Below are 26,372 nucleotides of genomic sequence, written 5' to 3' on the forward strand. Positions count from 1 at the left end.
TCCGTTATACTTCGAGCATATCAGATCCAAGAAATTGTTAATTTAAAATTCAGAGCAAATTATATTACTTTTTTTCTAAATATTTTTTTATCGAAAAATCATAAATAAAAAAGACAAAAAAACAATTCATAAAACATTTTTCCATTCCTTAATTTTGGATTAAATTAACAACTGAGTCTCTTAAGAACTGAACATTTTTGAGTACTTTTGTGGCACTTTTTAAAAATGTAATCCCTTTACAAATGGATAAAAAAATAGTCGCTTTTTTATTTTCTACCCGCTTAATGGCTTTTCTATTTCTGGCATTTGCAATCGCAATGGCAACCGGAACTTTCATCGAAAGTAAATACAACACCGATACCGCCCGTATTTGGGTATATAACACTTGGTGGTTCGAGGGAATTATGGTGTTTTTTATGATTAACTTCATAGGGAATATTAAGCGTTACCAATTACTAAAAAAAGAAAAATGGGCTACTCTTCTACTCCATTTGGCTTTTATTTTGATTCTTTTAGGAGCTTTCATCACGCGTTACATCAGTTTTGAAGGGGTGATGCCTATTCGCGAAGGCGCTACAGAAAGTCAATTTTATTCGGATAAGACCTTTCTAACCATTTTTGTAGATGGTGAATACAAGGGCAAAATGAAACGTCGTGTTTATGAAAAACCAATTCTACTTTCGCCTGTAACCAATAATAATTTTTCGGTTTCTGGACAATTTGCCGATACCCCTTTTGAAGTGAATTACAAAAATTTCATCATGGGCGCTAAGGAATATATTAAGCCTGATGCTAATGGTACTTTGTACATGAAATTAGTCGAAGCCGGTTCTGGTGGGCGTGAAGAGCATTTCTTAAAAGAAGGCGAAGTACAAAACATTCACAATGTACTTTTTGCTTTAAATAAGCCTACAGATGGTGCTATCAATATTAATTTTGATGGAAAAGACTATACTATTCAAACTCCATTTGAAGGAAACTTTATGCGCATGGCTGATAAGCTACAAGGAAGTGTAAGCAAAGACAAAATACAACCTTTGATGATGCGTTCGTTATACAGCATTGGCGATATTCGAATTGTTTTTCCTGATCCTGCCACTAGAGGAGTAATTGATTATGAATCGAATAATGATTTTAAAGCTAAAAACCACGAAGATGCGCTGGTAGTTACCGTAAATGCCGAAGGACAGCAAAAAGAAGTAACACTACTAGGTTCAAAAGGAAAAACAGGCGAACCTAAAACAGTGAAAATTGGCAACATCGAATATTCGCTATTTTTCGGAAGTAAAGCGTACATTTTGCCTTTCAAAATCAAATTGAATGATTTCATTGCTCAAAAATACCCTGGAACAGAAAAAAGTTATTCTTCTTTTGAAAGTCAGGTAACGGTTCAGGATTCGGCTGAAAAGCCATTTGACGCCCGTATTTATATGAACCATGTTTTAGACCATAAAGGCTATCGTTTTTTCCAATCTTCTTTTGATCCTGATGAAAAAGGAACCGTTCTTTCCGTAAACCACGATTTTTGGGGAACTTACATTACGTACGCTGGTTATTTTATTTTATTCTTTTCGCTAATGGCTATCATGTTTACCAAACATTCCCGTTTTGCTGATTTAAAACGCAAATTAGACGTAGTAAAAGAGAAAAAAGAAAAATTGATTCCCTTTTTACTTTTATTGTTAAGCTTAAATGGTTTTGCACAAACGCAGAAACACGACCATGACCATGAAGGTCACGACCACAATCATGAACCTACAGAACAAGCGCATAATCATAATCACACGCATACTACAGAATCTACAAAAACGGGAAAAATGCCCGCAAGAGTAGCTCCTACCGAAAAGCAATTAGATTCTTTGATTACTAAATACAAAGTTTCCGAAAAACATGCAGCTAGTTTTGGTAGATTGATTATTCAAGATGCGGGTGGAAGAATGAAACCTATTAATACTTTCTCGTCAGAATTGTTACGAAAAGTAAGCCATGCTAACGAATACAAAGGTTTGAATTCGGACCAAGTATTCTTATCGATGTCACAATATGCCCAACTTTGGATTGAGGTTCCCTTGATTTATATTAAAAGCGGAAATGACAGTATCCGTAAAATCATTGGGATTGATTCTAAAGCCAAATATGCGCCTTTTATTGCCTTTTTTGACGGAGAAGGAAATTATAAATTATCACCTTATTTAGAAGCCGCATATCAGGCTGCTAATCCAAATCAATTTGAAAAAGATTTCGTTGAAACGGATAAAAAAGTGAATTTGATGGAATCGGCATTAAGTGGATCTATTTTGAAGATTTTCCCAATTCCGAACGATCCAAACAACAAATGGATTTCACTGAACGAAGTAGAAAAATCAGGTTTAAAAGGCATGGATTCTACTTATACTAAAAGTGTACTCCCCTTATATTTTGGTTCATTGACGAATGCTGCTACCTCTGGTGATTATAAAAATGCCGATGAACTATTAGAAAGCATTCACGGTTTCCAAAAGAAATTTGGCTCTAAAGTAATGCCAACAGACCAAAAGGTAGACATGGAAATTTTATATAATAAATATGATGTTTTCCAAAAATTACCCTATTGGTATTTAACAGCAGCCATCTTAATGTTATTGTTTACCATTTTAAAAATATTCAAAGAGGGCAAAGTATTGAATTATTTGGTAAACGGAATGCACATCATCATCGGATTATTATTTGCCTTACATACGGCTGGACTTATTGCGCGCTGGTACATTTCGGGTCACGCTCCTTGGAGTAATGCTTATGAGTCGATTGTTTATGTTTCCTGGGCCACGATGTTCTTTGGTTTGGCTTTCGACATAAAATCTAAATTAACCGTGGCTTCATCAGCCTTCGTTACAGCGATGATTTTGATGGCAGCTTATATGAACTGGATTGACCCCGAAATTGCTAATCTACAGCCAGTATTGAACTCCTATTGGTTAATGATTCACGTAGCCGTGATTGTAGCGAGTTATGGCCCGTTTGCATTAGGATTTATACTTGGTTTTGTTTCGTTGTTATTGATCTTTTTTACTAACGAAAAGAATAAAATCAAAATGGATTTGAACATTCAAGAAATCACCTATATCAACGAAATGGCTTTAACTATTGGATTGATTATGTTAACCATTGGGAACTTCTTGGGTGGACAATGGGCTAATGAGAGCTGGGGACGTTATTGGGGTTGGGACCCAAAAGAAACTTGGGCTTTAATCAGTATTATGGTGTATGCTTTTGTAATTCACGCCCGTTTTGTACCTTCTCTTAGAGGGAAATGGGTTTTCAATTTGATGAGTATGTTTGCTTTTATTTCTATTTTATTTACCTATTACGGAGTAAACTTCCATTTAGTAGGTTTGCATTCTTATGCTAGTGGAGAAGCGCATTCATTAAACTGGATTTATTATTCCATGGGAACAATTGCATTAATTGGTGCCGTTACTTATCCAAAATACAAAAAATATTACAAGAAGAAATAACTAAAATGCTATTTAGTTTTGGTACTACAACAAAAAAATCCTTCTATATGAAGGATTTTTTGTTGCACTAAATTGTAGCGTTAAAGAAAGAATTAAATCTTAAACCAATTCTGAGCAATTTCGCTTTCTACTAATTTATTACTGATGTGAACATATTCGTTTTTAGAAGGATTATAGGTATAATCGGCTGCCCATTTTTTAAAGTTGTTAGCCACTTCTTTTATAGAGTCACAAATAAATTCAATTTCTTCATTAGTCATAATTGGGTGAATAGACATACATATCCATCCTGGTCTTTCAATTAGGCATCCTTCTAATATTTTTAATTCAATAGATTTAGAAGTAGTTTGATCCACATTTAAAAGATAATGACCATAGGTACCCGCACATGAACAACCTCCTCTAGTTTGAATTCCAAAACAGTCGTTCAGTAATTTCACTACTAAATTATAATGTGCGTCTTCTATATGTAAAGAAATTACCCCTAATCTATCGGTATGATTTGGAGCTAAAATTTTTAAATTAGCAATAGTAGCTAATTTCTTAAAAATAATATCCGTCAATTCATGCTCTCTATCTAAGATATTTTGCACACCCATTTTCTCTTTTAATTCAATAGAAAGTGCAATTTTGATTGCTTGTAAAAACCCTGGAGTACCTCCATCCTCACGAGTTTCAATATCATCAATATAATCGTGATCGCCCCAAGGATTTGTATAACTCACAGTTCCTCCTACTGGATTATCAGGAACTAAGTTTTTGTATAACTTTTTGTTGAAAATTAATACTCCTGAAGTACCTGGCCCACCTAAAAATTTGTGAGGGGAAAAGGTAATTGCATCTAAATATTCGTCTTCATTTTCAGGATGCATATTAATTTTCACATACGGAGCAGAACATGCAAAATCAACAAAGCACAAACCATTGTTTTGATGCATGATTTTAGCAATTTGGTGGTAATTAGTTCTAATACCCGTTACATTTGAACAACCCGTTACAGCGGCAATTTTAATAGGTACCTATTGGTATTCCTCAAGTAAATTTTGTAGCGCTTCTAAGCTAGGCAAACCTTCTGGATTAGATGGAATTACCACTACTTTAGCAATTGTTTCTAACCAGGAAGTTTGGTTCGAATGATGCTCCATGTGGGATACAAATACAATAGGGCGTTTTTCTTCTGGAACCTTAGTATGTTCTTTTAGATTTTCATTCAACTTAATCCCATGTATACGTTAAAATTTATTAATGGCCCCAGTCATTCCTGAACCCTCTGTAATTAAAACATCGTCCTTAGAAGCATTAACATGTTTTTTAATAATTTCTCTTGCATCATGATAGGCATGAGTCATTACACTCCCAGTAATAGAAGTTTCGGTATGTGTATTGGCTACATAAGGTCCTATTTCATTTAATAACTTCTCTTCGATAGGTCGATACAATCTTCCACTTGCGATCCAGTCGGCATAGATTATTTTTTTCTTACCGTATGGAGAATCAAAATACTGATTAAGACCTACTACATTGTTCCTGAAGGGTTCAAAATAAGCTTCCAATTGCGTCGCTTTTGTTTTTGAACTAAAAGTATTTTTTTGAATATCATTTAATTTACTCTTAAAATCAAAGAATTAATAAAAACCACTTTGATGATACAATCAAAGTGGTTTTAAATAAAACAAAAAACTAATGGAATTTATTTTTTAAATTTTGCAATACCATCTTGCAACCAAGTATGATATGTTGCTACATCTGGAGTATAACCTACTGGTTCAATCAATGTATTTTCTTGATGATCCATTAAAACATAAAACGGTTGCGAATTAGCCTTGTATTTTAAAGTTTGTAATTCACTCCATTTTTGTCCAATGTATTTTAATTGTTTACCCGGTTGTAATTTTGACTCCGCGATTTCATTTGCTTCTAATGGACGTTTGTCATCAACATACAAGGAAATCAATACCACCTTATTTTTAAGGATTTCTATAATTTCTGGTTCAGGCCAAACATTTTGTTCCATTTTTCTACAATTTACGCAAGCCCAACCTGTAAAATCTAACATTACTGGTTTGCCCACTTTTTTGGCATAAGCCAAACCTTTATCATAGTCATCAAAAGCTAAAATGTCGTGAGGTGCCAATAAATGTGCTCCTTCAGGAATTTCGGCAACTGCTGCTGTCCCTCCTCCCGCTTTAGAATAACCTACTCCATATGGTGATTCGCTATACTCCTGCGGTGGTGGAAAAGCACTAATTAAATTTAAAGGTGCTCCCCAAAGTCCTGGTATCATATAGATTGTAAATGATAAAACAACTAATCCCAAACTTAATCTACCAACAGAGATATGGGTTAATGGAGAATCATGTGGCAATTGTATTTTCCCAAAAAGATAAAACGCCAATGCTCCAAAAACAGCAATCCAAATTGCTAGGAAAACTTCTCTTTCTAATAAATGTGACTGCAATACTAAATCAGCTTGTGAAAGGAATTTGAAAGCTAAAGCTAATTCTAAAAATCCTAAAACCACTTTTACTGTATTTAACCATCCTCCTGATTTAGGTAACGAATTTAACCATCCTGGAAAAGCAGCAAAAAGTGCAAAAGGCAATGCAATGGCTAATGAAAAACCAAACATTCCAATAATCGGGGCAATTCCTCCTTTAGAAGCGGCTTCAACTAACAAAGTTCCTACAATAGGTCCTGTGCATGAAAAAGATACAATTGCTAAAGCCAAAGCCATAAAAAAGATACCAATCATACCTCCTCTATCTGCTTGAGAATCTACTTTATTAGCCCATGAATTAGGCAACATAATTTCAAAAGCACCCAAAAATGACACTGCAAACACCACTAATAGGATAAAGAAAATAATATTAAACCAAACATTAGTAGCTAAAGCATTTAATGCATCTGCACCAAAAATACTAGTTACGGCTGTACCTAATAAAACATAAATAAATATGATACAGATACCGTAAATAATAGCATTTCTAATACCTATTGCTTTGTTCTTACTTTGTTTCGTAAAGAAACTTACCGTCATAGGTATCATTGGGAACACACATGGTGTTAACAAAGCAGCAAAACCAGATAAGAAAGCAATGAAAAAGATAGACCAAATTCCCTTTGGCGTTGAATCATCAGCTGTTTTAGCATCATTAACATCTGTTGTTTTCGCAACTTCTGAAGCTACAGCTTGATCCGCTGAAGTTGCTTTAGTAAGGTCATATGACAATTCAGCTTCTTTTGGATCTAAACTTTCCGTTCCATTACTGGCTACATATTCTAAGTAAGTGATAATCGATTTTACATCGCCTTGCGTTTCTATTCTCTGTTTAAAAACAGCCTCTTTTTCAAAAGATTTTAGCGATAATTTAAAAAAGGGATCTTTACTAGTATTTCCACCTTCTTCTACAGTATTCCCTACAATTTTAAAATTACCTGCACTATCATCATAGGTAAAACTGGTAGCTGTAGGTCCTCCTTCAGGAACTTCCTGAGAATAAATATGCCAACCTGATTCAATTGTAGCCTTAGTTACTAAATCATATTCGGTAGCAGAAACTTTTTCAACAGTGGTTTTCCATTTTACAGGTTCTGAATTTTGTGAATTTCCAATAAATGTATAAACGAATGCAACTAATGCAAAAAGGATTTTTTTCATCTACTATTTTATTTTATACTGAATTCTAAATCTTCTTCAGTAGGAGGCAAACATCTTGAATCGTCACAAACCATATATTCTACAGTAGCTTTAACTTTAAATGGTGCTTTACCTTTTAATTTGATACGTTGTTTAAAAGCAGCTTTATTTTCGAAATATTTAATTTGCATTTCAAAAATAGGATCTTGTACTGTATGTCCTTTATCTTCTGATGTAATCCCTTTTTTAAGATAATTTGGATTACCCGCAAAAACAAATTTCGTAGGTTTTGGTCCATTCTCTGGAATCGTTTGAGAATATAAATGCCATCCTGGTTTTATTGTCGCAGTAGCTACTAATTCGTATTCTGTTGCTGATATTTTATTGACTGATGTTGTCCATTTAACTGGTTTCAATACTTGAGATTGCCCAATAAAAGCAATCATAAGAGCGAAAAATAATATAACTCTTTTCATGTTTGTAATTAATTTAGATTATTGATTTTAGGTTTAAATACTATTTGATAGGTTTTATTTCCGCTAAGAATCTTCTTAGCCATTTCTTGAATATCTTTATCAGTCATACTATTTACGATGTCTACGAAATTTTTTGGATCGTCGATATTTTGATTGTATCTAAAATATCTTGTCAACAATTGCATATCATAACTATTGTTATTTTTCTCTTGCTCGCGTTCTTTGATAAAGTTTACTCTTGTTTTATTTAAATCACTCGCATTAATTGTGCCATTAGCTATTTTTTGCAATTCTTCTTTTACGATAAGCACTAATTTATCTGCCATGTCAGGATTACAGTCAAATGAAAAACTTACATAACCCATTGCATCTGGTTCTCTAACAAAACTAGCATAAGCTCTAGGACTATAAGCTCCACCTTCTGCTTCTCTAACTGTTTCCGTAACTCTAAGTTGTAACATATCCCCTAAAACATCCGTGAAAATTTCATTTTTGATGGTGTAAGGTAGATAATTTTTATAAAAAATATTAACTGAAGCTTTTGGATCCTCCATTGCAATGTAAATATCTCTATTTATGTTATCTGAAACCCATTGTGCATAATTTTTCTTGAACGTTTCTTTTGTATTTTTTGTTGGAATACTAGCTATATACTTCTCCAAAAGAACTTTTAAATCCGACTCTTTAACATCTCCTACAATAAAAAACTCAAAATCAGATGCATCGGCAAATCTATTATTGTAAACTTTTTGGATTTTGTCAAATGAAATAGTATCTACAAACGCTTTATCAAAAATACGTTTCTTAGGATTGTTTTTTCCGTAAATAGAAAGAATCAAACTATCTCTCATTTTTTCACCAATATCAGCACTTCTTTTAATCAAATTATCATTTAAGTTATTAACAAGTACTTTATAAGCATCAGCATCAAAACGTGGTTTTACAAAGTTAAGATGAACCATTTGCAACATAGTCTCGACATCTTTAGTGCTTGAACCTCCTGAAAGCGATTCACTAAACTCTCCTAAATTTAATTTTAGGTTAGCCATTTTACCCGCTAAAACTTTTGACAAATCAGTTGCATTGTAATTACCTAATCCTGACATCTGAATTAAATTAGTCATTACCGAAGCCGATGGTAAATCTTCATTATTTAAAAGTGAAGTACCTCCATAACTCATCGCATTTAGGGATACGACATTCTTTTTCTTGTCGGCAAATTTGTAATGTACTTTTATGCCATTGCTTAAAACAAAAGTGGTAGCTCCTACTTTTTTATCATTTTCAATCTTACTGATAGTTCCTGTTTTAATATCCAAATCAGACACTAAGGTTTTTCCATCAAATGCTTCTGTATATGGTTCTAAAGAAGAATTATTTTCAACATTGTTAATAATATTGTTAGCTTTTTCTTCTGTTAAATTGTCTTGACCCTCTACTCCTACCACACTTAAATATCTATTGTTTTTAGTGTACAGTCTTTTTAATGTATTATGAATTTCATCGGCTTTAATATCCTTGAGAATTTCTTTTACAATCTCATATTCCTTAACAATATCAGTAATTGTTCTATTTTCTAAGTAATTATCCTGTATACTATTTTCGATACTTTTATGACTGGCATCGTCATTCTTCGCAATTTGATTTTCGTAAGAAGATTTAAACATCTCAATCATTCTGTTTATTTCAGACTGGGTATAACCAAATTTAACCGCTCTATAGATTTCGGTAAACACCTCGTTTAATGCCTCTGCTTGCTTATTGGGTTTAGGGCTAATTTCTAAACTAAAGGTTTTTGTTGTTCTAGTAAAATTACTATAACTTACATCTGCACCTAAGAATAAAGCTTCTGGTTTTTGTGCTTTTTCGCTAAGTCTAGAAGAAAGCATCCCCATTGCCATATTCTCTAAAAGAGAACGTTTTAAATCGCCCACCGTTTGTGGTTCTAAAGAATTTTTATGACGAATACCAAAATTAATAGAAGTTGATTTTACTTCAGGATCCATCCCGAAACTAAACAACATATCTTTATTTTCTGGAATGTCAACTATATATCTTTTTATAGGATTTGTAACTGCTGGAATCTTAGAAAATTTATCAATAATTTGTTTTTCAATTTCAGCAGCATTAAAATCTCCAATAATAGCTATCGCTTGTAAATCAGTACGATACCAATCATGATAAAAATCTCTAAGTGCTTTGTATTTAAAATTTTCAACTACTGACATTAAACCTATTGGTAATCGATCTGCATATTTAGAGTGATTAAAATAAATTGGGAATGAAATTTTAGACAAACGTGCATAGCCGTTTTGTCTAGTTCTCCATTCTTCTTTAATAACACCTCTCTCTGCATCAATTTCTTCATCTGTTAATAACAAATAATGTGACCAATCAAATAATACTTGCAAACACGTATCAACTAATCCATCTTTAGTAAGAATATCATTCAAATTGTATACTGTTTCGTCAAAACTAGTATAAGCGTTTATATCTTTTCCAAAAACAGCTCCATGTTTTTGCAAGGTGTTTAAAATCCCTTTTCCAGGAAAATGTTGAGTCCCATTAAATGCCATGTGCTCTAAAAAGTGAGCCAAACCTTGCTGATCTTCATTTTCTAAAATAGAACCTACATTTTGAATAATATAGTAACTAGCTGCACCTTTTACTACCGCTGTACTCTTGATATAATAAGTCATTCCATTAGGCAACACTCCTTTTTTAATGGATTGATCTACCGGCAATGGATCCGAATAATTTAAAGATTGTGATACTGCCTCAATTGGCTGTAAAAGAGTAAATAAAAAAGATACAATTAATAGTTTTTTCATATAATAAGTTGTCTAATGTTGTTGAAAATTTACAATCCACTTTGATTCATTTTCCAAAAGTATTCGCAAAAATAATCATTTTATGTTAAAAAAAATTTAAAATAAAACTATATAACCCTGATAGAATTAAAAAATATTCAAAAAAACAACATAAAAAACTAAATATATCTACAATTTTCAACAAAAACAAATAATAATTCATTACTCTAATTAATTCATTTTCTACTAACTTATTAAAAAAATACAACTTTATAAATCATCTTAAAGCTTGACAAAAAATCAGCTACTAATTCTTTACTTAAACAATAACAATTTAATTTACAAACCATTAGATTCTACCAAGACAAATCATTATTTCTTCATTCAAAACTATTAATCGACTTGCGTATTTCTTAACAACAATTAGAAAAAACCAAACAAACAATTCCAAAATTATTTTTCCAATTAATTTTCTTTTGGACAGCAATTCAAAAAAATATTCTAAAACTTTTCAATTTTTTTTTTGCTAATTTTACGCTTATGATTAAAATATGTATAATTGGCTCTGGAAATGTAGCGCAACACCTAATAACTACATTTCAAAATCTTGAGAAATCAGTGAATGAAATTGAGCTGATTCAGGTATTTGCAAGAAAAAAAGAAAATCTTGTACATTTACTTCCATTAGAAAAAATAACCGACGATTTTAATACATTAGTAGAAGCTGACTTATACTTCATTTCGGTTTCTGATGACGCCATTGCTACTGTTTCCGAAAAACTTCCGTTTAAGAATCGCTTGGTTGTTCACACTTCTGGAAGCATGCCTTTTAACATATTATGCAACCATAATCGAAAAGGCGTTTTTTATCCATTACAAACATTTACTAAAGGAAAAGCTGTCAACTTTAAAGAAATTCCTATTTGCATTGAAAGTGAAAATAGTACTGATTATAAAGTATTAGAAAGAGTCGCTAAAATGATTTCGAATGCTGTCTTTGCTATCAATTCTGAACAAAGAAAAGCCTTGCATGTTGCAGCCGTTTTTGTAAATAACTTCACAAATCATCTATACGCTATTGGTAAAACAATTTGTGAGGAAAATCAAATTCCATTTGAAATTCTAAAACCTTTAATAAAGGAAACCATTTCAAAATTAGAAAATCTTACACCTAATCAAGCCCAAACAGGACCTGCGATACGTAATGACCAAAAAACAATCGAAGCGCATGAAGCTTTTTTAGAAAATGAAAATCAATTAAATATTTATAAAATCCTAACACAATCCATACAAGATAATGGCAAAAAGTTATAAAGAATTAATGAACGACATTACAACATTTATTTTTGATGTCGATGGAGTACTAACTGACGGATCTGTATTTGTAAACAACGATGGCGAAATGCTACGAACAATGAATATACGTGATGGCTATGCGCTTAAAGCAGCTGTAGAAAGTGGATACAATGTTTGCATCATTTCAGGAGGCAGCAACGAAGGAGTTCGAGTGCGTTTACGCAATCTAGGAATTAAAGATATTTACTTAGGAACACCAGACAAGGTAGAAACCTTTGATCAATATATTGATATTAATCAAATTCAACCAGAGCAAGTACTTTACATGGGAGATGATATCCCAGATTATCATGTGATGCAAATTGTAGGTTTAGCAAGCTGCCCTCAAGATGCTGCTCCAGAAATCAAAGGGATATCAAAATACATTTCACATAAAAATGGCGGAAAAGGAGCTGTTCGTGATGTTATTGAACAAGTAATGAAAGTCCAAGGAAAATGGATGACCAATTTTAATGGAAAACATGATTAGATGTCAGAAGGCAGAGAGCAGAATTTAGATTTCAGAATTACTAAACAATAATCTTCTAACTCCTAACTCCTAACTCCTAACTTCTAACTTCTAACTTCTAACTTCAAAATGAACTTCCTCAACCTCATCCGTTACAAAAACCTTTTGATGCTTGCTTTAATGCAATTGGTTTTCAGGTATGGATTTTTAAAATTACAAAAGACAGATTTGGCATTAGCCCATTGGCAGTATGCTTTATTAGTGCTAAGCACAGTTTTAATTGCAGGAGCAGGTTATGTGATTAATGATATTTTTGATCAAGAAACCGACCTAGAAAACAAACCTAATAAAGTTATCGTAGGCAAAAGTATTTCTGAAACTACAGCATACAACATATATGCTTTTTTGAACGTTACTGGCGTTGTTATAGGGTTTTATTTGGCAAATGTAATTATGCGTCCCAATTTTGCTGCCATCTTTGTATTTATAGCGGCTACATTGTACATTTATGCTAGCAGTTTAAAACAGATGCTACTAATTGGGAACATTGTTGTAGCCTTATTATTAGCCTCAAGTGTAGTAATAATTGGAATCTTTGACATTTTCCCTGCAACAGATTATTCTAATCAAAAAGCAATGGGTAGCTTATTTTCTATTCTTTTAGACTACGCTATATTTGCCTTTATGATTAATTTAATTAGAGAAATAGTAAAAGATTTAGAAGATTTTGAAGGCGATTACAAACAAGGAATGCAAACATTAGCTGTCGTTTTAGGTGTTCAAAAAACTACAAAATTTCTTTTTGTACTGAACTTTGCCCCAATTATTGCTTTACTATTTTATGCTAATAATTATCTCATTCCAAATCATTTAGTTGTTGCCGCGATTTATAGTCTACTTTTTGTTTTAGGTCCGCTTATTTATTTTAGCATCAAAATATGGAGCTCCACATCTAAATCCGATTTTACCCTTTTAAGTACGATTTTAAAATGGATTTTATTTTTTGGAATTTTATCTATTCTAATTATTTCTTTAAACATACAATACAATGCTTCGTAATAAACTCAAAAAATACCAAATCATCTTAGCTTCGGGTTCTCCTCGAAGACAACAATTTTTCAAGGATTTAGATTTGGATTTTGAAATTCGATTAAAAGAAATCGAAGAAATATATCCTGCTGAACTCAAAAGAGAAGCGATTACCAATTATTTGGCAGCATTAAAAGCAGCTGCATTTGAAGGCGATTTAAAAGATAATGAAGTATTGGTAACTAGTGACACTTTGGTTTGGCATAATGAAAAAGCATTAGGAAAGCCAAAAGACAAGCAAGATGCCTTTGCTATTTTAAAATCATTGTCAAATGCAACACATGAAGTAATTACCTCTGTTTGTTTTAAAACCAATACCAAAACGGATGTGATTTACGAAATTACCAAAGTTACTTTTAATGAATTAAGTGATGATGCCATTGAATATTACATTGAAAATTACCAACCCTTTGATAAAGCAGGAGCCTATGGTATCCAAGAATGGATTGGATTTATTGGTGTGGCAAAAATAGAGGGTTCTTATGCCAATGTAATAGGATTACCTGTAGATAAAGTGTATCAATATTTGAATAATCTAAAATAAAAGATATGAAGTTTTTTGAAGAACATTCTAATGAAATCATAATCAGTGGAGTTGTTATAGTTGTAGTAGCCATTTTAAGAATTATTTCGACCAAAATAGTTCGTCGATTTGCTAAAACTTCAGATAGAATCGAACATCGAACAAATTTGGTCATTAAATACATTCATCTCCTTATTAATATTTTAGCCTGCATCGCTTTTATTATCATTTGGGGAGTAAGAGCAAAAGACATTGTACTAGCTGTATCGTCAATCGCTACAGTTGTGGGCGTGGCTATGGTTGCACAATGGTCAATTTTAAGTAATATTACATCGGGGGTAATCTTGTTTTTTAATTTCCCTTTCAAAATAGGTGATACTATAAAAATTCACGATAAAGATTTCCCTGTTATTGGTGAAATAGATGACATTTCAGCATTTTATATTATACTTAAGACTACTGACGGAGAACAAGTAATTTACCCCAATAACCTTTTATTCCAAAAAGGGATATCAATAATTCAAAACAATTTTGAAGAAAAAGAATTTACTGATTAAGTAAATTCCGCATAATAATAGATACAATCAGCACGCAATACATTATAAATCAGTACATTTATATAAATAACTGAATTTTTAATTTAATAACACCTATTATGAAAAAGCTAAATTTTTACTTGGTTGCCTTGATTGTATCATTAAGTATACTACCTATGAATTCCTATTCAGCAGAAAAAAATGCAACAGCAAATCCAAAAGAGATTCCTGCAGAAGTACAAAACATGCTCAATAGATTAAACGAAATTAAAGAAATGGACAAATCTAATTTGTCGTCTGCTGAAAAAAAGAATTACGTACCGAAGTAAAAACGATTAAAAAGAATTTAACAAAATCTGGTCAAGGCGTATATCTTTCGGTAGGAGCCATTATTATTATTGTTCTGTTACTAATTTTATTACTTTAAAAAAGAAAAACATAACATATTAAACATCAGCTGTTTTACTCAGGTAAAACAGCTTTTTTTGTAATATACCCCAACTAGAATAAGCTTTTTTGGCACAGTTATTGGCTATCATTCAGTAAGTTTAAAAGTCTAATATTAAAAAATAGAAATTATGAAAACTATAAAATTATTTATCGCAGCCTTTATATTATTTGCTACAACTTCTCAAGCACAAGTTTCTGTTAATGTAAATATTGGTGCACCACCAGCATGGGGACCAGTTGGATATTCAAATATTGATTATTATTATTTACCAGATATTGAGTGCTATTATGATATTCGTCTTTCACAATTTATTTATTTTGGAAACGGAAGATGGATACACTCAAGAAACTTACCTGTAAGATACCGTAATTATGATTTATATCGCGGATACAAAGTAGTTTTAAACGACTATCATGGTAGAACCCCTTATGTATATTTTAAGAATCACAAAGCTAAATATTACAAAGGGTATAAAGGGAAACCACAAAAAAATATCGGATATCACCATCACAATGGTAATCACAAACACCACAAAGGAAATTGGGATAAACATAATTCCGATCACGGACATAAAAATCGCTAATTTTAAATCTGATTATAATAAAAGAAACGCCTTGAGCGTTTCTTTTTTTACCATTTTTAAAAAGTTAATATAATGTTAAAAAAATAAAACTGGCACATAAATTGAGAAACATTTAAACAAGATTAATGTAAAAATAAAGAACTGTATAAAACGGTAAGGAAGTGTCTCAAAAAAAGTAATGGTAAATTATTAATCTATAGCAAATATAGACTAAACAAGTATTTAATCCCTTTTTACATATTTTAAAAAAAACAAAAAAAGCTAAGGGCATTTCTTTAATATTTAAAAACCATTTTTCTTAAAAGTTAAAATAATGTTAATAAAAAATAATTGGCATACTACTTGTAAACACTTAAATAGAAATAAAATTTAAAACAATTAAAACCCCAAAATAACTTAAAATATAGAAATCATGAGAACTTTTAAATTAATCGCAACAGGAATCATTTTATTCGCAGCAGCTTCTACTTCTCAAGCGCAAGTTTCAATTAATGTAAATGTAGGAGCACCTGCAGTTGTTGTAAGACCAGCATGGGTACCACAGAACCATGTAAATGTAGATTTTTATTATTTACCTGATGTTCAAGCCTATTTTGATGTAAACGCCTCTTTATATGTTTACCTAAATAATGGTAATTGGTGCCGTTCAAGATATTTACCAGCACATTACAGAAACTACGATTTAGTTCATGCACGTCGAATTGCATTAAATGGTTACCATGGTAGCAGACCTTATACCTACTATAACTACCATAATGAAAGATATGATAATCGTTACTACAAAAAAAAATATGTAGAAGGACGTTACTACAATGATAGAAGATACAATGATAGATATGCCGATAATTTCAGAGGATATCGCGACAGAGACGATGACAGAGACGACGATCGCAGAGGAAACCACTACGGACACAGAAACAGATAATGTATTAAATAATAAAACAACAAGCCATCTTAAGATAAAAATTAAGGTGGCTTTTTAAATTAACACCTATCAAAATGAGGAGACATTTGATAATTTCTTAATAAAAATCATAAAAAAAAGATAAATTATTCTCATGAACAATCAAATGATTAGGTTTCTTAAATTAGAATCCCTTTATTTGGTGCATCTATTACAACTAAAGAACCATAAACAGTATGAAATCCTACTCTATTGAAGAAATAAACGAAGTCTTACAAGGCGTAATTATTGGCAGCACTTCGCAAAAAATTATCGCAGCTGAACAGCTCGAAATAGCCAATGATTCGCAAATTTCTTTTATAGGCAACAAAAAATATGAAAAACTTTGGGATACATCTAAGGCTTGTGTAGCGGTTGTTAATGAGGACATCGCAATTGAGCCAGGTGAAAACAGAGCTTTTATCAAAGTAAAAAATGCCGACCTAGCAATGTCTCAAGTATTAGAACTTTTTGCACCACCAATGCCAGAATTTCACGTAGACATCCACCCAACAGCAGTAATCGATGGTTCTGCCGTTATTGGAAATGGAACTAAAATTGGCGCAGGATGTTACATAGGACCAAAAGTAACTATTGGTGAAAATAGTATTATATACCCAAACACAACCATTCTTGACGAATGCACCATCGGTAAAAATACCATAATATGGTCGGGTACCGTAGTTCGAGAACGTTGCCACATAGGCAACCATTGTATTATTCATCCTAATGCTACTATCGGAGCTGATGGTTTTGGTTTTAGACCTTGTCCGGAAAGAGGTTTGGTAAAAATTCCACAAATAGGTAATGTAATTATTGGCAACCATGTCGAAATTGGCGCCAATAGCTGTATCGACAGAGGAAAATTCAGCTCTACAATTGTGGGTGATGGCTGCAAAATTGATAATTTAGTGCAAATAGGTCACAACAGTAAACTGGGGAAATTTTGCATCATGGCTGGAAACAGTGGTCTTGCAGGATCTGTAACTTTAGGAAATGGTGTTATCATTGGCGGAAGTGCTTCGATAAAAGACCATACCACGATTGGTGATAGAGCAGTAATTGGTGCCGGATCCGGTGTTACTTGCGATATCCCTGCTGGAAAAACAATGTTAGGTTATCCTGCAGTTGAAGCTCGCGATGCCTTAAAACAATGGGCTATTTTAAAACGACTTGTAAACGATTCCAAGAAATAATATTAATTTTTTTATTTTTTCCGCAAATTTTCAAATTAAAACCTTGAGAGTTTGCGGTTATTTTTTTCTACTTCTAACTCAAAAAATCTTACATAAAAAAAAGTGTTTTCAAAGTTTAATATCTTTCATCGGTGTAAATCAGCTAAATCTGTTTTATCTGTGATCCAAATAAAAAATATTTCTTTTTCCTGTAAAAATGGATTAATGGTTTTGTATTTTAGCTTTAAATTTTCCCAAACACAATTTCAATATGGATATCAACTTCAATAAAAACGAAGACCACAATAAACTTTTACTTTCTGATTTAAAACAAAAATTCTCCAAAATTAAATTAGGTGGAGGTGAAAAACGAATTCAAAAATTGCACGCCGAAGGTAAAATGACAGCACGTGAACGTATTGACTATTTGTTAGATGCGAATGCTGAAAGCATTGAAATTGGGGCGTTTGTTGGAGACGGAATGTACGCAGCACATGGCGGATGTCCTTCTGGAGGAGTTATCGTAAAAATGGGGTACATCAAAGGCAAACAATGTATTGTTGTGGCCAATGATGCCACAGTAAAAGCAGGTGCTTGGTTTCCTATTACGGCGAAGAAAAACCTTCGTGCACAGGAAATTGCTATGGAAAATAAAATTCCAATTATTTACTTGGTAGACAGTGCTGGAGTGTATTTACCAATGCAGGATGAAATTTTCCCTGATAAAGAACATTTTGGTCGCATTTTTAGAAACAATGCTATCATGAGTAGTATGGGAATCACTCAAATCTCGGCTATTATGGGGAGCTGTGTGGCTGGTGGCGCTTATTTACCAATTATGAGCGATGAAGCGATTATTGTTGACAAAACCGCCAGCATATTTTTGGCAGGAAGTTATCTGGTTAAAGCCGCCATTGGTGAAAACATTGATAATGAAACACTGGGTGGCGCAACTACACATTGTGAAATCTCCGGTGTGACCGACTACAAAGCCAAAGACGATAAAGACGCCTTAGACAAAATCAAAAATATTGTTGACAAAATAGGCGATTACGAAAAAGCAGGCTACAACCGAATAAAAGCCGTGAAACCGGCACTAGAATCTAAAGAAATTTACGGAATTCTACCCAAAGCACGTAGCGAACAATACGACATGAAGGAAATCATTCTTCGTTTGGTAGACAATTCAGAAATGGAAGAATACAAAGAAGGCTACGGACAAACTATCATTACAGCCTATGCCCGTATTGACGGTTGGGCGGTGGGAATTGTAGCCAACCAACGTAAGGTAATTAAAACCAAAAAAGGCGAATTGCAATTTGGTGGTGTAATTTACTCTGATAGTGCCGATAAAGCTACCCGTTTTATAGCCAATTGCAATCAGAAAAAAATTCCTTTGGTGTTTCTTCAGGATGTTACTGGATTCATGGTGGGTTCCAAATCAGAACAGGGTGGAATCATTAAAGACGGTGCCAAAATGGTGAACGCAGTAAGTAACTCCGTTGTACCTAAATTCACTGTGGTAATAGGTAATTCCTATGGAGCCGGAAACTATGCCATGTGCGGAAAAGCCTATGACCCTAGACTAATTGTAGCCTGGCCAAGTGCCGAATTAGCAGTAATGGGCGGAACTCAGGCAGCTAAAGTATTAGCACAAATTGAAGCTTCCTCGCTAAAAGCCAAAGGTGAAGCAGTAGATGAAGTCAAAGAAGCCGAATTGTTTGCCAAAATAAAAGCAAGATACGACGAACAAGTTTCGCCTTATTACGCCGCTTCCCGACTATGGACCGATGCCATTATTGATCCACTGGAAACCCGAAACTGGATTTCAATGGGAATCGAAGCAGCTAACCATGCTCCTATTGAAAAACCATTCAATTTAGGGGTAATACAAGTATAAAAATAAAAGAAGCCCTTTTTCTTCGTAAAATAAAGCTCCGAATTCATCAATATAAAAAAAACATTCGTGAATTCGTGGCTAAAACCACAAAAAATGAATTACCAATTTAGAAAAGCTAAACTTACTGAAATTCCTCAAATCTGGACTATTTTACAAAAGGCCATTCAACGCCGAAAAGAAGATGGCAGCAACCAATGGCAGGATGGTTACCCTAACCCTGAAGTAATTCAAAAGGACATTGAAAAAGAGGCCGGATTTGTATTGACTTATGAGGAGCAAATTATAGGTTATACCGCTGTTCTAATTAATGATGAACCGGAATACGCTAATATTATTGGTCAATGGTTAAGCAATGAAGACTTTGTAGTGTTCCATCGTGTGGCGATTGCCGAAGAATATCTTGGTAAAGGTTTGTCTAAAATCATCCTGAATTTCATAGAAGCATTTGCCTTGAGCAATCACATCTACAGCATCAAAGCCGATACTAATTTTGACAATTTTGCTATGCTACGCATTTTCGAAAAACTGGGGTATCACTATTGTGGCGAAGTCTATTTTAGAGGTAGCGCCCGAAAAGCTTTCGAAAAAGTGCTGGAGAAAAAGAAATGATTGAAAACCTATTCTCTCAATTTAATTTCAGAACTTTAGCATTCTTATCTATATTCTTTTCATTCACATCAAAAAAGACAGCTATGGCAGATGAAATTATAGCAACAACAGCCGATTCTGAAATTGTCAATTCCCGAATTTTTAATTTTCCAAGAACACTTCTTTTTCGGGCTTGGTCAGAATCGGAACATCTCAGAAATTGGTGGGGACCGGCAGGTTTCACCAACACATTCAATGAATTTGATTTTAGAGTAGGTGGCAAATGGAGTTTTATCATGCATGGTCCTGACAAGGGAAATTATGCCAATGAATGTGAATTTATAAAAATTGAAGTCCCTATCCTAATTGCTTGGAAACGCCATTCGAAACCTATTTTTCAAATTTTGGCAACATTTGAAGAAATCACTCCTGAACAAACCCTATTGGTTTTTAAAATGCTTTTCCATACCGTTGAAGAATGTCAAAAATTAAAGCCTTTTGTTGTAGATAAAAACGAAGAAAACTTCGACCGATTAGAAAAAGAATTAGCTAAAATGACTCAATAAAATCATTTTTAACAGTAAAAAATTTCCTTTTTATAGACCATCTGATTAATTTTTTATATTTTTAAAAGTTAACTCCCAAAAGGAGCATTCCCTCCTATTTTTAATCTTAAATACGAAATTGGCATGGAAATACAAGATTTGGAAACCATCTCCATCACCAATAAAATGGTTCAAAAGGTATTTGGCTCCGAAATAACTGTTTTGGAAGATATCCTTTCGATAGAAGAACCACTCGAAATTCGTTTGAAATATATTCAGGACAACGAAGTTTACAATCAAACTATTTCGGTGACCATGCGCACTCCGGGAAATGATGTGGAACTCGCCCTTGGCTTTTTATTTACTGAAGGCATTATCTCTTCCTACGAAGCCATTCAGGAAGTGAATCATTTAGAAAAAAACTGTGCTTTACAAAAAAAGAATAGCATCCAAGTGGTTTTAAACGATGGTTTTACGCCACATTTATTACAATCCGACCGAAATTTCTACACCACTTCGAGTTGTGGGGTTTGCGGAAAAAGTTCCATCGAATCCATAAAAACGGTGAGTCCATTTAAGAGTTCTAACAAACCTAAATTTGATATTTCGGCTTCGGTTTTATACCAGTTGCCACAAAAACTGAGAGCTGCCCAAAGTGATTTTGCTAACACGGGTGGTATTCACGCTTCGGGATTATTTTCGAAGGAAGGTGAATTATTACTTTTACAAGAAGATGTAGGACGACACAACGCCTTGGACAAATTAATTGGTCAAGCTTTCGCAAAAGGGCTACTGCCTTTACACCAACATATTTTATTATTAAGCGGAAGAATTAGTTTCGAACTGGTGCAAAAAGCCGCTATGGCAGGCATTTCCATTGTGGTTGCTATCGGCGCACCTTCGAGTTTAGCAGTAGAATTAGCTCAAGAATTTGGCATGACCTTAATTGGTTTTCTCAACGAAAATCGATTCAACATCTACCATTCTGCAACAACAATTACCTTATTAACAGAAAAAGAGCAGACTCTGATTCCAAATTAAAGCGACTATCATGACAGAAGATAAAAATCCAAAAGAACCGAATGCTGAAAATCCCTATCAGACTTTAGATTTAAAGCAAACTAAAATAAAAGATTGGGCAGCCGGTATGTCGGGTGTAAAAGCGGCATTTAGCGATTTGATTGAAGAAAAAACGCTTGTCAGAGGTACTAAAGCTTTGTTCAAAATGAATCAGGCAGGAGGTTTTGATTGTCCGAGTTGTGCTTGGCCCGATCCAGATGACGACCGCTCACCTCTTGGCGAATATTGCGAAAACGGCGTCAAAGCCTTAGCCGAAGAAGCCACTACCAAAAAAATTACCGCTGATTTTTTCAAAGAAAATTCGGTTTATGCTCTTTCACAACTCAGCGATTATGAAATTGGCAAAAAAGGCCGATTGACCGAACCGATGTATTTACCCAAAAACGGAACGCATTACGAGCCGATTTCTTGGGATGCTGCTTTTGAAAAAATTGGAAAAACACTAAACGAATTGGATTCACCTAACGAAGCTGTTTTTTATACTTCGGGAAGAACCAGTAACGAAGCTTCATTTTTATACCAACTTTTTGCAAAGGAATTTGGAACCAACAACATGCCCGATTGCTCTAATATGTGTCACGAAACTTCAGGAGCCGCTTTACGTCCAACAATCGGAATCGGAAAAGGAACCGTAAAACTGGATGATTTTTATGACACCGATTTGATTATCATTATCGGACAAAATCCTGGTACGAATGCGCCCCGAATGCTGAGTGCATTAGAAAAAGGTAAAAAAAACGGTGCCAAAATCATTGCAATCAATCCGTTGCCTGAAGCTGGTTTGATGGGATTCAAAAATCCGCAAGAAGTAAAAGGCGTTATTGGCAGTCCTATAAAACTTGCCGATTTATACCTTCCTGTAAAAATCAATGGTGATATGGCTTTGCTTAAAGCAATAGAAATTTTGCTATTGGAAACCGAAAAAAAAACCCGGGTAAGGTATTCAACCATGATTTCATTAAAGAAAAAACTACGGGTTACGAAACCTACATAAAACAATTTGCCAACTATAATTTTGACGAACTAGCCGCACAATCAGGGGTTGCGAAAGAAGCTATTCAACAAGCCGCAGAGATGATGGCCTTTAAAAACCGTATCATTGTTTGCTGGGGAATGGGATTGACTCAACAACCCAATGGCGTAGATATGATTCGGGAAATTCTCAATATTTTACTTCTAAAAGGAAGTATTGGAAAACCCGGTGCTGGTGTTTGTCCGGTACGTGGTCACAGTAACGTACAGGGAAACCGTACCATGCTAATTGACGAAAAACCCACTAAGGAACAACTGGATCGTTTGCAAAATTATTTTGGTTTTAATCCACCAAGAGAAAAAGGTTACGATGTAGTTCACGCCATCAAAGCCATGCATGAAGAAAAAGCCAAAGTGCTATTTTGTATGGGAGGTAATTTTCTATCGGCTACACCGGATACGACTTTTACAGCTAATGCGATGAAAAAATTGAAGTTGACAGTAAATGTTTCTACAAAACTGAACCGTACGCATTTAATTCATGGAAAAGAATCACTGATACTCCCAACCTTATCCCGAAGTGATATGGATATTGTTAATGGCGAACTCCAAATCGTTACTACCGAAAATTCTATGGGAGTGGTTCAGGATTCAAAGGGGATTTTGAAACCCGTTTCGGAACATCTTATCAATGAAACACAGATTGTTTGCCGTATGGCGATGGCAACCTTGGGCGATAAATCAGTTGTGGACTGGCAAAAATACGCCAATAGTTATGATGCGGTGCGCTATGCTATTGAACAATGCATTCCGGGATTTGAAAACTACAATGTGAGAGTGCGTCAAAAAGGAGGATTTTATTTACCTAATGCTGCCAGAGATGGAAAATTCATTACAAAGCAATTTGGCGACCGTGCTCCTTTTACCCTCACAACTGTTCCCGAAAACAAACTGGAAGCCGATGAATACATGATGGCTACCACCCGCACCCACGATCAATTTAACACTACTATTTACGGACTCGATGACCGCTACAGAGGAATTAAAAACGAACGCCGTGTGGTTTTCATGAACCCAAAAGACATTGAAAAAGCAGGATTCAAAAACGGCCACAAAGTCGATTTATTTAATTATGACGATGGAATCGAGCGTATTGCGCCTTTATTTATCATTGTGTCCTACCCTATCCCTGAAAAAAATACCGTTACCTATTTCCCAGAAACCAATGTTTTAGTTTCTGTAAATAATGTGGTAAAAGAAAGCAATATGCCAGCTTCTAAATATGTCAAAATCAAAATCAAAAAACACGATCCTTCTATTTATGAGAGAATTATAAACTAATAAACATGAACATTCGACTATTTTTTAAGCTAATAATAATTCAATCTATACTAATGGTTGGTGGACTTTTTGGCCTTATCCTTTTCTGGTTTTTATATTTTGGTTCTGGAGCCGGAGCAAGCTCCAATAAGGCAATAATGACACTAAATGCTATGTTGGCAATTTTAGTGTTATTACCGTTACTTTTTGGTGTTTTCAAATACAAGAACTCAGATGAAAAGAAAAAGAAAATTAGCTATTTATTTGCTGGTTTATTTGTCACAATTGTAAGTGGAATATACTTTTATCTGACTGATAATTATATATCTTAATATAAACTTAAAAGAAACCTTTCTGGATTTTCATCTAAAAACATGTTCCAAAATGGAAGAAAAAAGCGAAAAATTATTAGTCCGATATTATAGTGATGTTCTTGAAGAAATCGTTGTTGAAACTCTTTGGGCAGAAATAATTGAACAGGAAAAAGGACTTTACAAAATTGACAATATTCCATTTTACGGTCCTGAATTTTCTTGTGGTGATATTGTTTTCGCAGAATATGATAAAGATGAAGAAAGAATTACGTTTAGAAGAGTTGTTGAGTATTCCGGAAATTCAACTATCCAAATTATTTTATTAGACGAAAAAACTGATATCGAAAATTTAAGAAATGAATTTAAAAATATTGGCTGTGAAAGTGAAGGAACCGGAAGTAATTATTTTGTTATGGAAGTCCTTTACGAATTAAATTACTTACCAATATTTAAAAAGCTTAAAGAACTCGAAAAAGCGGAGATAATAAGCTTTGCAGAACCTAATATTTCAAATAAACATTTATCAGAAAAAGAATAATAGTTCGTTAGTACTAATAACTCTAAATAAACAAATAATTAAATGAGATTCCTCCTTCGTAGGAATGACAAGATTGAGAACTTTGATTGTAAAAAAAATAACTTAATTAATTTTTACTTTAAGCTTTATCCGTGTAGTTTGTCAATCCGACGAAGGAGGACACAAGCGATAGCGAATTGGCGAAGCAATCTCATCAAGTTGAGTTGAGTCTTGATAGCAGATTTTAATTCTAGATGAGATTGCTTCGTTCCTCGCAATGACAGGATTGTGGTTAATTTTAAAAGCTCCTCATTAACGGATTCAAAAAAAGCTAACCTTTCGGTTTCATTTATAAGCGATAACTGCACTACTGGGTCCGGTAAGTGGAAGAATTTCAGTATTATTAAAACCAACAGCTTTTGTCCATTTATTAAAATCAGCAAAAGTATAATCGAAGCCAGTTCCAGTTTCAATCAGCATATTCAGGCTCATCATTAGTCCAAATGCATTTTTATTCCTTTCCGGGTCAATAATTCCTTCTATCGCAATAAAATCAACACCTTCAGGTAAAGCGTCATAAGCTTTTTGAATCAGCATCATTTTGGTTTCTTCATCCCAATCGTGCAGAATATTTCCCATCGTAATGATATCGGCTTTCGGAAAATTGTCTTTGAAAAAATCACCTCCAGCAGTTTGTACCCTGTCCTGTAATTGAAATTATTGAATAATTTCGTCAGCAATGGGAGCTACAGCCGGTAAATCCCAACTGATACAGCTTATGTGTGGATGATGTTTTGCAATCATTGAGGATAGAAGCGCACCTGAACCTCCAATATCTACTACTTTTTTCGCCTTAGAAAAATCAAATTGCTGAGCCAAAGTCATGAAATTCCCCATTTGAACACCGCTCATGGCATGGATGAATTCTTTTAGTCGATTAGGATCTTCATAGATTTTTTCAAATAAATTATCACCTTGTTTGGCTTCGTTTTGCGGATGTCCTGTCAATAATCCTGTTTCTAAATTTCCCCAAAATCCATACAAGCGATTATTTAACATTTCAAGAATTCCGCCTATGTAAGTGGCTTTCTTTTTATCTAAAAATACGTTGGTATCCAAACTATTGGAATATTTGGCAGTATCCCAAAAACCTTCTCTATTTAAAAACCCAAAGGTGGTTAAGGCATCCAGAAAATCAAAAACATGTCGGTCCGTACATTTAAAATTTAATTCCGCTTTAATCTAATTGGCGGACATTTAATTGTGTTCTGCGAGCAAAGTAAATAACTCGAATTTAACGGCGCTCAAAAGAATTTTGGATGCCCAAAATCTGGTACCAATTTGCATGATACTTCCTGGGGATGGTTGACCTGAATGATTTTCCATTAGTTAAAAATTTGAATTTGACATCAGTTTGTATTATCTGTTTATTCCAAATATCTAACTATTAAGAAATTTATTTTCTTTAATCAAAATAAAATTTGGAAAACACTAATTTACAAACAACTAAGCAAACAATAACATTATTTTTCGGATAAAAATTTCTTCTTTAAAAACTATTTTACAGACCAAAAACTAACTAATGAAATAAAAAAAACCGTCTCAATAATTATCA

The 26,372-nt window shown here is 33.6% G+C and carries 21 protein-coding genes and 2 pseudogenes; 18 read left to right on the top strand and 5 right to left on the bottom strand.

All coding sequences use genetic code 11. The annotated features are described in order from the left end of the window. Positions 1 to 242: 242 nt before the first annotated feature. Positions 243 to 3,494: a cytochrome c biogenesis protein CcsA gene (locus P5P90_RS04115; protein WP_278036473.1), complete on the top strand. Its 3,252-nt coding sequence runs from the start codon at positions 243 to 245 to the stop codon at positions 3,492 to 3,494. Positions 3,495 to 3,586: 92 nt separating this feature from the next. Here P5P90_RS04115 and P5P90_RS04120 read toward each other — a convergent pair. The 4 genes and pseudogenes from P5P90_RS04120 to P5P90_RS04135 form a co-directional block, all read right to left on the bottom strand. After that, positions 3,587 to 5,089 (bottom strand): annotated as a pseudogene (locus P5P90_RS04120) (aminotransferase class V-fold PLP-dependent enzyme). Between the two features lie 95 nt (positions 5,090 to 5,184). After that, positions 5,185 to 7,152, bottom strand: a complete 1,968-nt coding sequence (locus P5P90_RS04125; RefSeq protein WP_278035944.1) for a protein-disulfide reductase DsbD family protein — start codon at positions 7,150 to 7,152, stop codon at positions 5,185 to 5,187. A gap of 8 nt (positions 7,153 to 7,160) precedes the next feature. Further along, a complete protein-coding gene (locus P5P90_RS04130) occupies positions 7,161 to 7,607 on the bottom strand; it encodes a protein-disulfide reductase DsbD domain-containing protein (RefSeq protein ID WP_278035945.1) in 447 nt (148 codons plus the stop codon). Between the two features lie 8 nt (positions 7,608 to 7,615). Then, the gene (locus tag P5P90_RS04135) at positions 7,616 to 10,438 is read right to left on the bottom strand and encodes a M16 family metallopeptidase (protein ID WP_278035946.1); all 2,823 of its coding nucleotides are present in this window, start codon (positions 10,436 to 10,438) and stop codon (positions 7,616 to 7,618) included. Positions 10,439 to 10,957: 519 nt separating this feature from the next. On the opposite strand from P5P90_RS04135, the gene P5P90_RS04140 reads away from it, so the two are divergent. The 17 genes from P5P90_RS04140 to P5P90_RS04220 all read left to right on the top strand — a co-directional run bounded on the left by P5P90_RS04140 (position 10,958) and on the right by P5P90_RS04220 (position 24,778). Beyond that, positions 10,958 to 11,731: a Rossmann-like and DUF2520 domain-containing protein gene (locus tag P5P90_RS04140; RefSeq protein WP_278035947.1), complete on the top strand. Its 774-nt coding sequence runs from the start codon at positions 10,958 to 10,960 to the stop codon at positions 11,729 to 11,731. Further along, on the top strand, positions 11,715 to 12,242 hold the full coding sequence (locus P5P90_RS04145; protein WP_278035948.1) for a KdsC family phosphatase: 528 nt from the start codon (positions 11,715 to 11,717) through the stop codon (positions 12,240 to 12,242). Before P5P90_RS04140 ends, P5P90_RS04145 begins: the two co-directional genes overlap by 17 nt. A gap of 108 nt (positions 12,243 to 12,350) precedes the next feature. Further along, positions 12,351 to 13,280, top strand: coding sequence for a geranylgeranylglycerol-phosphate geranylgeranyltransferase (locus P5P90_RS04150; protein WP_278035949.1), 930 nt, complete (start codon positions 12,351 to 12,353; stop codon positions 13,278 to 13,280). After that, entirely contained in the window at positions 13,270 to 13,854 is a 585-nt protein-coding gene (locus tag P5P90_RS04155) for a Maf-like protein (protein ID WP_278035950.1), read from the top strand. Before P5P90_RS04150 ends, P5P90_RS04155 begins: the two co-directional genes overlap by 11 nt. A gap of 5 nt (positions 13,855 to 13,859) precedes the next feature. Next, on the top strand, positions 13,860 to 14,390 hold the full coding sequence (locus P5P90_RS04160; RefSeq protein ID WP_278035951.1) for a mechanosensitive ion channel domain-containing protein: 531 nt from the start codon (positions 13,860 to 13,862) through the stop codon (positions 14,388 to 14,390). A gap of 98 nt (positions 14,391 to 14,488) precedes the next feature. Beyond that, positions 14,489 to 14,698, top strand: a complete 210-nt coding sequence (locus P5P90_RS04165) for a hypothetical protein (RefSeq protein ID WP_278035952.1) — start codon at positions 14,489 to 14,491, stop codon at positions 14,696 to 14,698. 249 nt (positions 14,699 to 14,947) lie between these two features. Beyond that, a complete protein-coding gene (locus tag P5P90_RS04170) occupies positions 14,948 to 15,403 on the top strand; it encodes a hypothetical protein (RefSeq protein WP_278035953.1) in 456 nt (151 codons plus the stop codon). A gap of 412 nt (positions 15,404 to 15,815) precedes the next feature. Further along, positions 15,816 to 16,328, top strand: coding sequence for a hypothetical protein (locus P5P90_RS04175; RefSeq protein ID WP_278035954.1), 513 nt, complete (start codon positions 15,816 to 15,818; stop codon positions 16,326 to 16,328). A gap of 215 nt (positions 16,329 to 16,543) precedes the next feature. After that, positions 16,544 to 17,542 carry a UDP-3-O-(3-hydroxymyristoyl)glucosamine N-acyltransferase gene (gene lpxD / locus P5P90_RS04180; RefSeq protein WP_278035955.1) on the top strand — a complete coding sequence of 333 codons (999 nt, stop codon included), beginning with the start codon at positions 16,544 to 16,546 and terminating at the stop codon, positions 17,540 to 17,542. A gap of 250 nt (positions 17,543 to 17,792) precedes the next feature. Further along, positions 17,793 to 19,421, top strand: coding sequence for an acyl-CoA carboxylase subunit beta (locus P5P90_RS04185; protein ID WP_278035956.1), 1,629 nt, complete (start codon positions 17,793 to 17,795; stop codon positions 19,419 to 19,421). A 93-nt stretch (positions 19,422 to 19,514) separates the two neighbouring features. Continuing rightward, on the top strand, positions 19,515 to 20,030 hold the full coding sequence (locus P5P90_RS04190) for a GNAT family N-acetyltransferase (protein ID WP_278035957.1): 516 nt from the start codon (positions 19,515 to 19,517) through the stop codon (positions 20,028 to 20,030). A gap of 83 nt (positions 20,031 to 20,113) precedes the next feature. After that, positions 20,114 to 20,575: an SRPBCC domain-containing protein gene (locus P5P90_RS04195; protein WP_278035958.1), complete on the top strand. Its 462-nt coding sequence runs from the start codon at positions 20,114 to 20,116 to the stop codon at positions 20,573 to 20,575. A gap of 123 nt (positions 20,576 to 20,698) precedes the next feature. Continuing rightward, positions 20,699 to 21,595, top strand: coding sequence for a formate dehydrogenase accessory sulfurtransferase FdhD (fdhD, locus tag P5P90_RS04200; protein ID WP_278035959.1), 897 nt, complete (start codon positions 20,699 to 20,701; stop codon positions 21,593 to 21,595). A gap of 10 nt (positions 21,596 to 21,605) precedes the next feature. Further along, complete coding sequence (locus P5P90_RS04205; protein ID WP_278035960.1) at positions 21,606 to 22,628, top strand: molybdopterin-dependent oxidoreductase; 1,023 nt, start codon at positions 21,606 to 21,608, stop codon at positions 22,626 to 22,628. Positions 22,629 to 22,708: 80 nt separating this feature from the next. After that, positions 22,709 to 23,947, top strand: a complete 1,239-nt coding sequence (locus tag P5P90_RS04210; protein ID WP_340696441.1) for a molybdopterin dinucleotide binding domain-containing protein — start codon at positions 22,709 to 22,711, stop codon at positions 23,945 to 23,947. Positions 23,948 to 24,000: 53 nt separating this feature from the next. Further along, positions 24,001 to 24,258: a hypothetical protein gene (locus P5P90_RS04215; RefSeq protein WP_278035961.1), complete on the top strand. Its 258-nt coding sequence runs from the start codon at positions 24,001 to 24,003 to the stop codon at positions 24,256 to 24,258. Positions 24,259 to 24,310: 52 nt separating this feature from the next. Then, the gene (locus tag P5P90_RS04220) at positions 24,311 to 24,778 is read left to right on the top strand and encodes a DUF4265 domain-containing protein (RefSeq protein WP_278035962.1); all 468 of its coding nucleotides are present in this window, start codon (positions 24,311 to 24,313) and stop codon (positions 24,776 to 24,778) included. 324 nt (positions 24,779 to 25,102) lie between these two features. On the opposite strand, the pseudogene P5P90_RS04225 reads toward P5P90_RS04220, so the two are convergent. After that, a pseudogene (locus P5P90_RS04225) lies at positions 25,103 to 25,816 on the bottom strand (methyltransferase). Positions 25,817 to 26,372: the final 556 nt, after the last annotated feature.

It is taken from the genome of Flavobacterium nitratireducens (genome assembly GCF_029625335.1).
GTDB classification, from domain to species: Bacteria; Bacteroidota; Bacteroidia; order Flavobacteriales; family Flavobacteriaceae; genus Flavobacterium; species Flavobacterium nitratireducens.